We start from the raw sequence: 14,256 nt of genomic DNA on the forward strand, positions 1-14,256 counted from the left end.
CGGAGCCCTCCGAAATGATGCACTCATTCAAGGCTGCGAAGGCGTGAATTGCAAGCCGGGCGGTCAGGTTTCTTCGAGATCCGCAGCCAGCCGGAAGCCAATACGATTGGCGGGCTTATCCTCGACCGATTTGGGCAAGGCGCGTAGCATCACGTTCAGCTGGCTGACATGTTGCACCAGCTGGGTGCGCGCACCGGTCCCGTCCGAGCCGTAAAACGTAATGACATCGGGGTCGAAATAGCCCATCCCCTCGATCCGCATCACGCCTGCATCGCCGCCGGTAAAGCCCATGGCAACCTCATGATCGCCATCCAGCGTCTTTTCGAAATTCTGGATATAGAGGATCAGCCGCTCATAGGCCCATTGCGCGGGGCTTTTGGTCTCAACAGGGGTCTGCAGAGGTTCGGGCAAAGCCTTGTTGCCGGACTGCGCGTCCGGGTTGGCATGCACCTCATAACAGCGCGGCAATGCGGCGGCTTCGGCAGCCTCAGCCGAGGTTTCGATCTTGTCCTGCATCCCGTTCTACCCTTTGCGTTGGTATTCCCATGCCCCGTCCGCACGCCGCGACCGAGTAACAGAGCCACTGTGGTAGAGATGGTTCAGGTGTGCAACCGCTTCGACCAGCGCAAGGCCATATTCGCCGTCGCGGATCGAGCGTTTGAACAGCGGAGGGAAGCATTCGGCCGCTGTTTTGGGTGTGTTCAGGTCATTCATCAGACGCTCTAACGCGCCGTGATGGTTCTCGATCAGTTGCCGCATCCGCACGGGCAGGCCCGTGAAGGGCAGCTTGTGTCCGGCAAGAACCATATGATCCGGTCGCGCCAGCGGTTGCAGCCGTTCGCAGGCTTCCAACCAGTCGGATACCGGGTCGGCCATCGGCTCGGTCGCGTAGACGCCCAGATTGGGGCTGATCGAGCTGATGACCTGATCGCCTGTCAGCACCAGATTGTCGTCACGGCTCCAGAGGGTGACATGTTCGGGCGCGTGGCCATTGCCCATATGCACGTCCCAGTCGCGACCGCCGATGCGGATCATATCACCCTGTTTGATCCGGGTGAAACCCAGTGGCATCGGATAGACGGTATCGGCAAAGTTAAAGGGGCGCTGCGCCATACGCTGGCCCAGAACATCCGGGGCCATGCCGGCGCTGCGATAGAAATCCAGCGTTTCTTCGGGCCAGTTTTCCTGCACGTCGAGCGTCAGCATCCGCGCGAACAGCCATGCGGTGCGGCTGGTCACCAGCTCGGCCCCATGCGCGGACTGGAACCAGCCAGCATTGCCCACATGGTCGGGATGGTGATGGGTGACGACGATGCGGTTGACCGGTTTGCCGGACAGCGGACCGGACATGAGGCCGTCCCAGATCCCCCGCGTCTTCTTCGACGACATGCCGGTGTCGATCAGTGTCCAGCCGTCGCCATCGTCCAGTGCATAAACATTCACATGATCCAGCGCCATCGGCAGCGGTAGACGCATCCACAGCACACCCTCGGCGATTTCAATGGCCTCACCCGAACCGGGCGGTTCAGGCCATGGATATCGGATCGCCGGGGCCTGCACGCCGTCCATCATGCAACCAGATCATCGGCGCTAAGCGCAAAGAGGTCATCCGCGCCGTGCTGCGCCTGTGCCAACAGGCTGCTGTGTTCGGGCAGCAGAGCGTTGATATAGTAGCGCGCCAGTTTCGCCCGAGGCCCATCCGGGTCAGCAAGGGCTGCGGCCAGATGGTAATGTCCGCCCAGCACCCGCGCGAAGGCGTGCAGATAGGCGACCGCTCCGGCAAAGCGGTTGTTCATATCCTCCTGCGCCACCAGCCATTCGGTGGCTTCCCGCAGTGACTCGGTGGCGTTCCAGACGGGACCGGCAAGTTCCGGCAAGGTGGCGCGGGCCTGTTCTGCGTAATCTTCGATCTCATCCAGCAGGCGCGAGGCCGCTTCGCCCCCGTCCATCATCTTGCGCGCCACAAGGTCCATCGCCTGAATGCCGTTGGTGCCCTCATAGATCGCGGTGACGCGAACATCGCGGTAATACTGCGCGGCTCCGGTTTCTTCGATGAAGCCCATGCCGCCATGGACCTGCACGCCGGTTTCGGCCACGCGCATGCCGGTCTGGGTGCCAAAGACCTTGCCAATCGGCGTCAGCAGTGCCGCACGGGCCGTCCAATCGGCATCGCCGGTGGCGCGGGCCATATCGATGGCCTGCGCATTGGCCAGCATGATCGCGCGCGCGGCAAACACATCTGCCCGCATCGAGGTCAGCATCCGGCGCACATCCGCGTGGTCAATGATCGTTCCGGACGCAGACTTGCCCTGCTTACGCTCCTGCGCATAGGCCAGCGCGTGTTGATAGGCGCCCTCGGCCACCCCAACACCCTGCCCGCCCACACCCAGACGTGCGTTGTTCATCATGGTGAACATGGCCGCCATCCCGCCATGTTCCTTGCCAACCAGCCAACCGGTCGCGCCGTCATATTGCATCACGCAGGTAGGTGAGCCGTGCAGGCCCATCTTGTGCTCCAACGAGACCACCTTGAGGTCATTGGCCACACCGGGATTGCCGCTGTCATCGGGAATGTATTTCGGCACCAGAAACAGCGAAATCCCCTTGGTGCCTGGTACCCCATCAGGCAGCCGCGCCAGCACGAGGTGACAGATATTCCCGCAGAAATCATTATCGCCCCAGGAGATATAGATTTTCTGACCGCTCACCGCATATGTGCCGTCACCATTGGGCTCCGCCTTCGACGATAGCGCGCCGACATCTGATCCGGCCTGCGGCTCGGTCAGGTTCATCGTTCCGGCCCATTCGCCCGACATCAGTTTGGGCAAATACAGCTCTTTCAGCGCGCCGCTTGCATGATGTTCCAGCGCCTCGATCTGGCCCTGGCTCATCAGCGGGGCCAGTTGCAGCGACAGGCAGGCCGCGCTCATCATCTCATTCACAGCGGTCGTCACGGTCATCGGCAGACCCATGCCACCATATTCGGGATCCCCGCTCATCCCGATCCAGCCGCCTTCGGAAATTGCCTTCCAGCCATCGGCGTAACCGGGCGAGGTGCGCAAAACCCCATTTTCCAAACGCGCCGGTTCCAGATCGCCGGGGCGTTGCAGCGGGGCCATGACCTCTTCGCACATCTTGCCCGCCTCGGACAGGATGGCGCTAACAACGTCAGAGCTGGCCTCAGAGAACATATCCGTCGCAGCGACCTGATCGAACCCGACCACAGTGTTAAGCAGGAACTCATAGTCGGAGATTGGGGCGCGATATGGCATGGTTTCCCTCGGAGCTAGTCTGGCGCTTTGTACACATGGGCTTGGATTCGACAAGCTGCACCGTTAATCATCTGGGCTGGAACGAATACCTACCCGAACCAGTGCAGCAAGCAATCAAAACGCGGCGTCACCAAACATGATCCCCTACGGCACCGAATATCTGTCCGCCGATCCGTCCGGCATCGCACGGGCCGCTGACCTGCTGCGACAGGGTCTGCTGGTCGCCTTCCCGACCGAGACCGTCTATGGGCTAGGCGGCGATGCGCGCAATGGTGAGGCCGTGGCCTCAATCTATGCGGCCAAGGGGCGGCCTAGCTTTAATCCGCTGATCGCGCATGTTGCCTCGGCCGAGGCCGCGAGACGTTTCGTAGAGTGGTCGGATCAGGCGGAAAAGCTGGCTGCCGCCTTCTGGCCCGGCCCTTTGTCGCTGGTCCTGCCACTGCGCGCGGATCATGGCATTTCATCCCTTGTCACAGCCGGGTTGGAGACGCTGGCCGTACGGGTTCCCGCACACCCCACGGCACGGGCCTTGCTGGAGGCGGTGGATGGCCCCGTCGCAGCCCCATCGGCAAACCCGTCGGGCCGGATCAGCCCCACCACGGCGGATCACGTTCGCGCAGGTCTGGACGGGCGCATTGCCGCCGTGCTGGACGATGGCCCCTGCGGCGTTGGCCTTGAATCCACTATCGTTGGTCTGGCCGGAGAGCCTGCGCTGCTGCGCCCCGGCGGTGTCGCGCTGGAAGAGATTGAGGCAGTTCTGGGCGCTGAGCTGCATCATCACAACGCCAGCGATACGCTGACCGCGCCGGGGCAGATGCTGTCCCACTACGCGCCCGACGCATCCGTACGGTTGAACGCCCAGAGCTGTCAGGGCGATGAGGTGATGCTGGGCTTTGGTCCGGTGGCTTGCGACATCAACCTGTCCGCCGATGGCAATCTGATCGAAGCAGCAGCAAATCTGTTCGCGGCGCTTCATGCCTTGGATGGAGCAGGTCGGCCAATTGCCGTAAGCCCGATCCCCGACCACGGGCTGGGTGCTGCCATCAATGATCGTTTGGGCAGGGCCGCAGCCCCGCGCGACACCTGATCAGGCGCGGCCAGCGCTGGCCGACAGCGACAGCGGATCAACGCCAAGCGAGGCAAGTGCGGCCTCCCATTTCTCATGATCAGGAACATCAAAGACCAGCTTTGGCGTCGCTTCGGTGGTCAGCCATCCGTTCATGGCAATTTCATCCTCAAGCTGATCGGGCCCCCAACCAGAATAGCCCAGCATCAGCATCGAATTCAGCGGGCCGCGCCCTGCGGCAACATCTTCCAGCACGTCCAGCGTGGCAGTCATGCTGAAATCATCCGATATCTGCATCGAATGCAGGTTGGCCTCATAATCGGCGCTGTGCAGCACAAAGCCGCGCGACATTTCCACCGGTCCGCCAAAATGCACCAGACGTTCTCCAACCACCGGAATTTCGCAGGCGATATTCAACTGTCCCAGCAGCGTTTTGACCCGCAGGTCGGATGGCTTGTTGATGATCAGCCCCATGGCGCCATCATCGCCATGGCTGCACATATAGACCACCGAATGCTCAAACCGCGGATCGCCCATTCCGGGCATCGCTATCAGGAGTTTTCCGGTCAGTTCCATATGCCGATCTCTTTCGCCAACGATCAGCTTAACAATGGCCCCGCGCGGTGGACCTTGGCAAGGGAGCAACAGCGATTTCACAGCATTTCATTGCGGTGACCGGAACGTGACTTGGCAATCGGGGCCTCAGCGCGCATGTATAGGCCATGATGCGTATCCATACTCATATTGCGGTCGCCCTGACCGCCTGCCTTTTCAGCACGGTCCCAGCGGCAGCGCAGGACATTGGCACCGTCGTCCAGCTTGACGTTCTGGACGGTGGAAAGACCAAAAACGGAACCTATCTGGGCGCTCTGCGTCTGAACCTGAAAGACGGGTGGAAAACCTATTGGCGCGCGCCAGGTGATGCAGGCATCCCGCCGCAGTTCGACTGGTCAGGTTCGGCGAATGTGGATGACATAGCCATAACCTGGCCCGCACCGGGTGTGTTTGACCAGAATGGTCTGCGCTCCATCGGGTATGAGGATCAGCTGGTCCTGCCAATTGAAATCACACCCAAGACCGCAGGCAAACCGATCCGGCTGCGGGGCGAGATGGATCTGGGCGTCTGCAAAGAGGTCTGTATCCCCGCCAGTGTGGATTTTGACCATACCGTCGATGCGGCTGCCGGACGTAATCCTGCGATTGCCGCCGCCATTGCCCAGCGGCCTTTTTCGGCGCGCGAAGCGGGCGTGGGCAAAGCCGCTTGCCACCTGAGCCCAACAACCGAGGGCATGCAGATCGAAGCGCACATTACCATGCCACCAGCAGGTGGAGAGGAAATCGCCGTTATCGAACCCGGCCACCCGGCCTTGTGGGCGTCACCACCCGAAACCACGCGCAGCGGTGATACACTGATCGCGCGCGCAGAGATCATCCACAATGCTGGCGAGGTTTTTGCGCTGGACCGTTCCGAGGTTCGGATCACGGTTCTGGGCGCCAAACACGCGGTCGACATTCAAGGATGCAATGCGGGCTGATTGCATGACGCAAACCCCAAAGATTGGCGCATTGGCCGTGGTCATTGATCAGAGACAGGTTTTGTTGGTCCAGCGCAGCAAACAGCCGGATGCCGGGCTATGGGGCTTTCCCGGTGGTCACGTGGAATGGGGCGAGACCGTCCAGCAGGCCGCCGTGCGTGAGTTGATGGAAGAAACCAGCATCACCGCTGAACCGGTGCAATATCTGGACAATCTTGATCTGCTGCGCCGCGATGAAAGCGGTCAGGTCAGTGTGCACTATCTGCTGGTGGGGGTGGCATGCCGCTATGTCTCTGGCCAGCCCGAAGCGGGCGATGACGCGCTTGCGGCCCAATGGTTTCCCATAGACCAGATCCGACGCGGCGACCTGCCGATGAGCGCGCGCGTCCCCGAGCTGTTAGAAACAGCGCTGAAAAGCGGATCAGGCCTTAGCTCGGTCTGATAACCGCACATAAAGCAAACCAGAGGCCAACACACTGATCAAAAGGATCAGCATCGCCCCGGCGGCAAAGACCCCAAGCCCCATACGCAGTACCGCCGCCCCGTCTGTGCCCGGATAGAAGCCGCGCAAAACCTCAAGCGGTGCGCCCACCAAGATGGGCCAGATCATGGACACCCCCAGCCAGCCCACAAGGGCCAGCCCGGTTGCGGCAACCGCGCCGCGCACCACGCGATCAGGCGCGCGGGCGGCGCGGCGCATAGCCGTCATCGGGCGCGACAGGTCCTGTAGAATGGCCAGAAGCGCAGGTACCAGCAGCAGAACCAACAGCATGCCAAAGCCCAGACCATAGACCAGTGTGATCACCGTTGGCTTGAGGAACTGCGCCTGCTGCGATCCTTCATACAGAAGCGGCGTCAGCCCCAGAACCGTCGTCAGCGTGGTCAGCATCACCGGCCTCAGCCTGTCGGCGGTGCCTTCAACAATCGACGGCACCAATCCGCGGTCTTTCTGATAGCCGTCGATGGTGGTCACTAGTACAATTGAATCGTTTATGATGATCCCCGTCATGCCCAGCAGCCCGACCACGGTGAACATGCTAAGCGGCACCTCCCAGATATAGTGCCCCCAGATGGCCCCCACGAGGCCGAAGGGAATGATCGCCATCACCACAAAGGGACGTGCCCAGCTGGCAAAAACCCATGCCAGCACCAGGTAGATGCCGGTGAGGCACAGGATCAGCCCGGTTCGGGCCTCGGACAGGAACTCATCCTCTTGCTCGCTGAGGCCTGCCATATGCCACTCGACCTGACGTTCGGCGGCAATGTTGGGCAGGATTTCTTCACGCAATGCACGGGCAATCTCGGTGGCCTGTGCCGGATCGTCTTCGGAAATGTCGCCGTTCACCGAAATCACGCGCAGCCCGTTTTCGCGCCGGACGGCCGAGAAGCCCGACTTGCGTTCGACCGAAACGATATCGGCCAGCGGAACGTAGATACCATCCGGTGTGCGCATCAGGGTGCGTTCCAGGAAATCGGCGGTCAGCTCACCCTCGGGCAGCTCGACCCGGATTTCCGCACTGCGCGGACCATCCGGGAAGGTCGCGGCCTCGATCCCGTTCAACCGGTCGCGCAGAACGCGGCCCAGCGTTTCGATGCGAAAGCCCAGCGCCTCGCCCTGTGCGGTCAGATCAAGGATGTATTCTTCCTTGTCGTAGGCCAGATTGTCTTCTAGCGCCGAAACCTCAGAGTACTTCGACAGCTCGGTCTGCAGGTCCTCAGAGGCCGCTTTCAGTGTGTTTACATCCGCGCCATAGAGCTGCACGTCGATGGCGTCGCCGCCGGGCCCTGAACGCCAGCCGCGGAAGGTAAGCAATTCGACCTTGGGGTGGCGGGGGACAAAGTCCTGCAGCTCGCCAACAAATTCAAAGCTGGAATAGGGGCGCAAATCGGCATCTATCAGCTCGATCGAGATACCACCCAGCAGATCATCATCTTTGCCCTCGGCCGCCGACAGGCCAAAGCCCGCGCTGCCGCCAACCTCGGCCAGAACATAATCGATAGGATTGCGCCCGTGGCGTTCCTCGTAGATCTGCCCAAGCTCATCGGTGGCGCGCTGCAACATGCGCATCATTTCCAGCGTCTCGGCGCGGGTTGCGCCCTCGACCATGATAAAGTTGCCGGTGACCGAGCCACGCTCGGGCGCGTTGAAGAACCGCCAATTCACATCCCCCCGGATAAACAGGGCGATCTGACTGGCAAGTACGGCAATCATTAAAGCCACAACGGCGTAACGTGCCCAGACCACCCAGGCGATCAGCGGGCGGAACAGGTGGTCGCGCACCCATCGAAACCCCCGGTTCACGATACGGTTGGGCCAGTCGTACCAATGTTCCTTGGCGGAGTGCGCGATGGCATGCGCCATATGATTAGGCAGGATCAGGAAGCATTCGATCAGCGAGGCGATCAGCACGGCGATGACCGTAAAAGGGATGTCCCAGATCAACTCTCCGAACCGACCACCGATCAAGGTCAGGCCAAAAAACGCAATCACCGTGGTTATGGTGGCGGCAAAGACCGGCATCGCCATGCGTTGGGCCGCGCGTTCAGCGGCAATCATGGGTGCCTCACCCATCCGCCGCGCACGGAAATCGGCGTGTTCGCCGACCACAATCGCGTCGTCCACCACGATGCCCAGCGTAATGATCAGCCCAAACAGCGAGACCATGTTGATCGACAGCCCACCGATATACATGAAGGCAATGGCAGCAGACATCGCAACCGGGATACCCGCCGCCACCCAGAACGCGATCCGGGCGTTGAGAAACAAAAACAGCAGACATACGACAAGACCCAGCCCTACCAGCCCGTTATCGACCAGAATATCCAGACGATCAGTGATCGCCTGCGCGCGGGTCCGAATCAGCTCAATCGAGATACCTTCGGGCAGGCTGGCCTGCATATCAGCCACGACATCTTCGACCGAGTGCTGAATGCCGATGGCATCGCCCAGGTTAGAGCGGTCAACCCGGATCGACATCGCCGGATTGTCCCCGACGAAATAGCTGCGGCTGCGGGTGACGCCTTCGACGCGGATTTGCGCCACATCCCCGACCACCAGTTTGGAGCCGTCCGCAAATGTACGCAGGGCAATCGCCTCGATCTCCTCAGGTGTGCGCTTTTCGGTACCGGTGCGTATCCGCGCGTTGGCACCGGTCACATCCCCGGCCGGGCTGGTCGTCACTTCGGCGGCAATGGCCGTGGCGATGTCGGACAGGGTGATGTCATTTGCAATCAGTTGCGCCGTTGGCACCTCAACGACAGTACGTGGCGCGGCAATGCCGCGGATCGTGGTGCGCGTCACACCGGCAGCAAACAAGCGGTTGATCAGTTCATCGGTGAATTTCGCCAGCTGCTCGGCCTCAATCGGGCCCGAAATGACAACGTCCGTAACCCTGTCCCGCCACGCTCCGCGCCGGATCGAGGGTTCCTCGGCGTCGTCGGGCAGGTTCGTCACGCTGTCGACAGCGGTGCGCACCTCTTCGACCGCGCGGGACATATCCCAGTTCGGTTCAAATTCCAGCCGGATGCGCGCCGACCCCTCGCGCGAGGTTGAATCGGTGCTTGCCACGCCTTCAACCGCCAACAGCGCAGGTTCGAGGATTTGGACAATGCCATTGTCGACATCCTCAGGACCGGCACCGTCCCATTCCACATTGACATCGACGCTTTCGAGAATGACATCGGGAAAGAACTGCGCCCGCATGCTTGGAATTGCCGCAGCACCCAGCACCAGCATCACCAGCAGCAGCAGGTTCGCGACAGTCCGGTGGCGGGTGAAATAACTCAGGATACCCCCGGCGGCACCCGGAATCTCGCGCATCATGGCGTCAGCCTCCGGCCCGGTTTTCGAGACGCCGGACCAAAGATGCAGGCACCTTGGCCGCGTTCAACTGCCCCAGAACACGTGCTTTGACGTCTTGCGGCATCTGCTCGCTGGCCTCGACCTGCGCGACAAATTGCGCGCGCCTCTCGTCGCTGAGTTCAACCATGTCCGGGTCGGCGGCAACGCTGGCTTCAACCCGCAACGGGCGCACACGTACCCCGGTGCCCAGCAGGGGTGTCCGCCCCACCACAACCTCGCGGCCCTCAAGCCCCTGCCCGCGCAGCAACACATCGTCACCCTGTCGGCGCACCAGCTGTACGGGCAGCATTTCCAGGCGGTCATCCGACCCCAGCACCAGAACCGCACCTGAGGCATCCAGAACCGAGGCCGGTAAACGCACAACGCGCTCCAGCGGCTGTTCCTCGACCGAGACGGTGACAAAATCGCCGGGCTTAAAGCCAGGTGCATCATCCAGACGGGCATAGATCAACCGCCCGGTCTGCCCCTCGCCCGCCGAGCCACTGTCGCGGCTGATGAAACCACGTGCGGTCAAGTCGGCACCCGTCACCTCAAGCGAGACGGTCACGGGTGAGGCAATCAGATCGCCCGCTGCATCCAGTAGCCGGACATATTGCGCGGTCGACACACGAAAGGCGACCTCAAGCGCGTTAGGATCAATCAGCTCGGCCAGTTTTTCATTGGCCGCGACCAGACGTCCTTCGACCAGAGTTACATCAGTGAGTGTTCCGTCAAAACCGGCATGAACAGACATGTCGTTCAGGTCACGCTCGGCAGCGGCAAGCGCGATGCGCGCCCGCGACAAAAGCGTTGTTGCCTGATCGACGCGCGACTCGGCCTGCGCCAGCGCGATGCGCCGCGCCAGCACTGCCTGCTCGGCTGATGTAGCTGCCAATTCGGCCTCTTCCACGCTGGCCGCAGCTCCCACGCCGCGCGTTTCCAGATCGCGCTGGCGCTGCAGCGCGCGCTCACGCAGTTCGGCCTGCGCCTCGGCTGATTTGAGCTCATCCTGCGCCAACAAAAGCGAACGTTCCGCATCGCGCTCTTCGAACTGCGCGTCCAGCAGATCGGATTTCGCCCTGTCCAGCGCCGACTGCGCATCTGCCGGATCAAGCTCGACCAGCAATTCACCTGCGGTCACCGTACCGCCATCCTCAAAGTCTTCGGCCAGCGCAATCACGCGCCCACCAAGGGCCGCGCGCAGTTCCAGCCGGCGGCGACTTTGGATCTGGCCAAATGCTTCAAGCTGCGGCGTGACAGTATCCATCTCAGCCGTTTGCACGGTGACTGCAAAAATCCGCTCGCGCGCCTGCGGAGGCTGGCTGTCGCGCGTCAGGACATCCTGCACCGCGCCGGTGATCAGCTGGACAGCAACCAGCAGCAGCGCCAGCGTCAGCGACGCCAGAAAGACACCGACAAGGCTCTGCCGTAGGAATCGCATCGATCACTCACTCCGGTTGCTTTGGGCTGCCATTTTCAAATGGTAGCGGGGCAGGAAAAAATGCCAAGCCACAAAGCGGTTATGAGATGTTATACGTGCTACCAGTTTACTTCCGTCGCAGGTGTTCGTCCAATCTGGGCATTATTTCGACGAAATTGCAGGGGCGATGGCGATAATCGAACTGTTTTTCCAGAATTCCGTCCCACGCGTCTTTGCAGGCACCGGGGCTGCCGGGCAGCGCAAACAGATAGGTTCCCCCGGCAACACCCCCGGTGGCGCGGGACTGAACCGCAGATGTGCCGATCTTTTCCATCGAGATGATGGTGAACACCGTGCCAAAAGCCTCGATTTCTTTTTCATAGACATCCCGATGCGCCTCGACGGTGACGTCGCGCCCGGTCAGGCCAGTACCGCCGGTCGACAGCACGACATCAACATTCGGGTCAGCCACCCAGGCACGCAGCTGATCGGCAATCTCAGCGCGTTCATCGCGCAGGATTTTGCGGTCAGCGACCGTGTGACCGGCGCGCTCGATACGGTCGATCAGGGTCTGGCCCGAGCGGTCCTCTTCCATCGATCGGGTATCCGACACTGTGAGGACAGCAATCCGGACCGGTACAAAGTCCTTTGTTTCATCAATACGCGACATGTGGCGTCAGGCCCTTTCCATAATGGCAAGCCGGATCGCCAGAGCGGCGAAGATACCGCCGCTGATCCAGCCCAGAATACGTGACATGCGTGGGTTGCTCATCAGCACCCGGCCCGCACCGCCTGCAAAAATGCCCACCAGCCCGTTCACCACAAAGCCGCCGACCGCGATGATCAGGCCGAAGATCAGGAATTGCGCCAGAACGGACCCCGCTGCCGGGTTCACGAATTGCGGGATGAAGGCGAGCACAAACAGGATGACCTTGGGATTGGTCAGGTTGACCATAAGCCCGTCGCGAAAGGCAAAGCGCGTAGGGCGCAGCGCCCCATTGGCCGCAATCGCACCATGGCGGATGGTCCCCCAGGCGAGATAGAGCAGATAAGCAACACCCAGCCAGCGAATGGCATCAAACGTCCAGGGTATCGCAGCCACCACCGCGCCCAGACCCAAACCCGCCAGCAAGACGTGAACCATCGAGCCCAGCGATACTCCGGCGCTCGCGGCCAATGCCGGTTTGGCACCGGATCGCAGCCCCTGCCCAAAGCAGAACATCATGTCCGCACCCGGCGTCAGGTTCAGCGCAATAGCAGCCGGAACAAACGCCAGCAGCGTGACGGTTTCGATCATAGGTCGACCTCAAACCAGTTTGCGCGCGGACCAAGATTGGCAATTTGCGTCCGACCAAGTGTGCCGCGATAGCCCCAGCTGTCATGGATATGACCGCACAGGGTCAGCGCTGGCTGAATGCGCTCTACGGCATCTCGAATGGCCGTGGAGCCGACCGAAACACCCTGCGAGGTCTGATCCCCATAGCCTTTGGGCGGAGAATGCACGATCAGCACATCAGCGCCTTCGCATCGCGCCAGCATCTCGGCCGCAGCACCTTCGGTCAGGTCGCAGGACCATTGACCAAACGGGGTTTCGGGTACGCCATAGCCCAAGCCGAACAGGCGCAGCCCGTCAACTGTCATACCTGTCCCGTGCAATACATGCATCCCGTCCGGGGCCGCTGCGGTCAGTTCTTCGGCGCTTTCGGCGTTGCCGGGCACCAGAACGGTTGGCGCGGTGATGCCCGACAGCATCTCGATCGCTTCGTCCAAGCCTTGCCGCATGTTGCAATAATCTCCGGCCCCGATCACCAGATCAGCGGTCACGCTGGCCGCGACCAGCTCAGCAGCGCGGTTGCGGGCCATATGCAGGTCTGAAAAGGCCAGGACTTTCATCACGCATTCTCCAGCCTTGCCCTGAGTTCCAGCAGATCGGCCCAGGCGTGCCGCTTCATCTGCGGTTGCCGCAACAGATAGGCCGGGTGAAACATCGGGATCACCGGCAGGTTCAGCGCCTGATCCCATTTCCCGCGCAGCCGCGTGATGCCGCGTTTGCCCAGCAGTGCCTGACAGCTGATATTGCCCATCACAACCAGTACCTCGGGCTCGGCCAGCGCCACATGCCGTTCGAGGAACGGGCTCATCATGCCGATCTCTTCGGGCTTAGGGTCACGGTTTTGCGGCGGCCGCCAGGGCAGGACATTGGTGATATAGACGTTGTCCGCCCGGTCGAGATCAATGGCCGCCAGCATCCGGTCCAGCAATTGCCCGGCCCGGCCCACAAAAGGCTTGCCCTCGCGGTCCTCATCCCGGCCCGGCGCCTCGCCGATGATCATGACCCGCGCACCGGGCTGACCGTCGGCAAACACCAGTTGTCGGGCGCCCCGCTTCAATTCGCAATGTTCGAACGCATTCATGGCAGCCTGCAACTGCTCAAGCGTTCCGGCACCTTGCGCAGCGGATTTTGCCGCCGCGACCGGATCGACCTGCATAGGCTTGGCAGGTGAGGTTTGCGCGGGTGCAGCTTTCTTGGCCTTTGGGGCCGTATCCGGCAGCGAATAACGGTCCACCGGGGTATCCCCGATGGCATCCGTTGCGCCCAGCTCGATCTGCCATTCCAGCAGCGCGCGCGCCGTATGATAATCTAGGCCCGATTCCATAGCCCTCAATCTAACCAGCTTTTGACTGAGGGAAAGCGAATAGGCCTTGCTATGGGCCTGCCTCGCGCCGACCATGAGAATATTCATGCGTTCGATTTTGCGATTCCTTCTGTTGGGACTGCTGTGCACCGTGGCAAGCGGCGGATTTGTTTCGGCTGATTTCCTGAACAGAAGTAAACAATGCCGCGCCGGGCAGTTTAGTTGTGGCACCACCTGTTGTTCTGCTGGTCAAAGGTGCAGCTTTGACGGCCACTGCATCCGGCCCGGAGGCACCTATTGCGGCGGCGGTCGGTCCTGCGGTCCGTTCGAGCGCTGTGTCGCGGGTGGCACGCGATGCGCGCCTGAGGGGGCTGGCAAATGCACCTCGCGTCTGGATTGCCCGGGCGGCAGTTTCTGCAATGGGCGCGGCGAATGCGAGCGGATCACGCCTGAATTCGACCCCACCTCGGCAAGCCCCTGCGACGA

13 protein-coding genes are annotated in these 14,256 nt (G+C 61.5%); 3 read left to right on the plus strand and 10 right to left on the minus strand.

Features of this window, described 5'->3' with window-relative positions; all coding sequences use genetic code 11:
- Positions 1–63 precede the first annotated feature (63 nt).
- The 3 genes from ACR0I7_RS14880 to ACR0I7_RS14890 are packed head-to-tail and all read right to left on the minus strand — an operon-like array spanning position 64 to position 3,272.
- Positions 64–516, minus strand: coding sequence for a DUF6173 family protein (locus ACR0I7_RS14880; protein ID WP_480512361.1), 453 nt, complete (start codon positions 514–516; stop codon positions 64–66).
- A gap of 6 nt (positions 517–522) precedes the next feature.
- On the minus strand, positions 523–1,569 hold the full coding sequence (locus ACR0I7_RS14885; protein ID WP_480512433.1) for an MBL fold metallo-hydrolase: 1,047 nt from the start codon (positions 1,567–1,569) through the stop codon (positions 523–525).
- Complete coding sequence (locus ACR0I7_RS14890) at positions 1,569–3,272, minus strand: acyl-CoA dehydrogenase (protein WP_480512363.1); 1,704 nt, start codon at positions 3,270–3,272, stop codon at positions 1,569–1,571. The genes ACR0I7_RS14885 and ACR0I7_RS14890 overlap by 1 nt, the downstream gene beginning before the upstream one ends.
- 136 nt (positions 3,273–3,408) lie before the next feature.
- Between ACR0I7_RS14890 and ACR0I7_RS14895 the strand changes: the two genes are divergently transcribed.
- Positions 3,409–4,359: an L-threonylcarbamoyladenylate synthase gene (locus ACR0I7_RS14895; RefSeq protein ID WP_480512365.1), complete on the plus strand. Its 951-nt coding sequence runs from the start codon at positions 3,409–3,411 to the stop codon at positions 4,357–4,359.
- Here the strand turns inward: ACR0I7_RS14895 and ACR0I7_RS14900 are convergent, their stop codons facing one another.
- Complete coding sequence (locus tag ACR0I7_RS14900; RefSeq protein WP_480512367.1) at positions 4,360–4,914, minus strand: YqgE/AlgH family protein; 555 nt, start codon at positions 4,912–4,914, stop codon at positions 4,360–4,362.
- Positions 4,915–5,060: 146 nt separating this feature from the next.
- Here ACR0I7_RS14900 and ACR0I7_RS14905 point away from each other — a divergent pair, with 146 nt between their 5' ends.
- Both ACR0I7_RS14905 and ACR0I7_RS14910 read left to right on the plus strand, forming a co-directional pair.
- Complete coding sequence (locus ACR0I7_RS14905; protein ID WP_480512369.1) at positions 5,061–5,873, plus strand: protein-disulfide reductase DsbD domain-containing protein; 813 nt, start codon at positions 5,061–5,063, stop codon at positions 5,871–5,873.
- Positions 5,874–5,877: 4 nt separating this feature from the next.
- Positions 5,878–6,315: an NUDIX hydrolase gene (locus ACR0I7_RS14910; RefSeq protein ID WP_480512371.1), complete on the plus strand. Its 438-nt coding sequence runs from the start codon at positions 5,878–5,880 to the stop codon at positions 6,313–6,315.
- Here ACR0I7_RS14910 and ACR0I7_RS14915 read toward each other — a convergent pair.
- The 6 genes from ACR0I7_RS14915 to ACR0I7_RS14940 form a co-directional block, all read right to left on the minus strand.
- Positions 6,295–9,696: an efflux RND transporter permease subunit gene (locus ACR0I7_RS14915; RefSeq protein ID WP_480512373.1), complete on the minus strand. Its 3,402-nt coding sequence runs from the start codon at positions 9,694–9,696 to the stop codon at positions 6,295–6,297. The genes ACR0I7_RS14910 and ACR0I7_RS14915 overlap by 21 nt on opposite strands.
- Before the next feature lie 4 nt (positions 9,697–9,700).
- Positions 9,701–11,155, minus strand: a complete 1,455-nt coding sequence (locus ACR0I7_RS14920) for an efflux RND transporter periplasmic adaptor subunit (RefSeq protein ID WP_480512375.1) — start codon at positions 11,153–11,155, stop codon at positions 9,701–9,703.
- A 106-nt stretch (positions 11,156–11,261) separates the two neighbouring features.
- On the minus strand, positions 11,262–11,804 hold the full coding sequence (moaB, locus tag ACR0I7_RS14925; protein WP_480512377.1) for a molybdenum cofactor biosynthesis protein B: 543 nt from the start codon (positions 11,802–11,804) through the stop codon (positions 11,262–11,264).
- Positions 11,805–11,810: 6 nt separating this feature from the next.
- Positions 11,811–12,431 carry a LysE family translocator gene (locus ACR0I7_RS14930; protein WP_480512379.1) on the minus strand — a complete coding sequence of 207 codons (621 nt, stop codon included), beginning with the start codon at positions 12,429–12,431 and terminating at the stop codon, positions 11,811–11,813.
- On the minus strand, positions 12,428–13,027 hold the full coding sequence (locus tag ACR0I7_RS14935) for a metallophosphoesterase family protein (RefSeq protein ID WP_480512381.1): 600 nt from the start codon (positions 13,025–13,027) through the stop codon (positions 12,428–12,430). Before ACR0I7_RS14935 ends, ACR0I7_RS14930 begins: the two co-directional genes overlap by 4 nt.
- On the minus strand, positions 13,027–13,791 hold the full coding sequence (locus tag ACR0I7_RS14940; RefSeq protein ID WP_480512383.1) for a uracil-DNA glycosylase: 765 nt from the start codon (positions 13,789–13,791) through the stop codon (positions 13,027–13,029). Before ACR0I7_RS14940 ends, ACR0I7_RS14935 begins: the two co-directional genes overlap by 1 nt.
- Between the last annotated feature and the right edge of the window lie 465 nt (positions 13,792–14,256).

It is taken from the genome of Ruegeria sp. AM1, assembly GCF_056540745.1.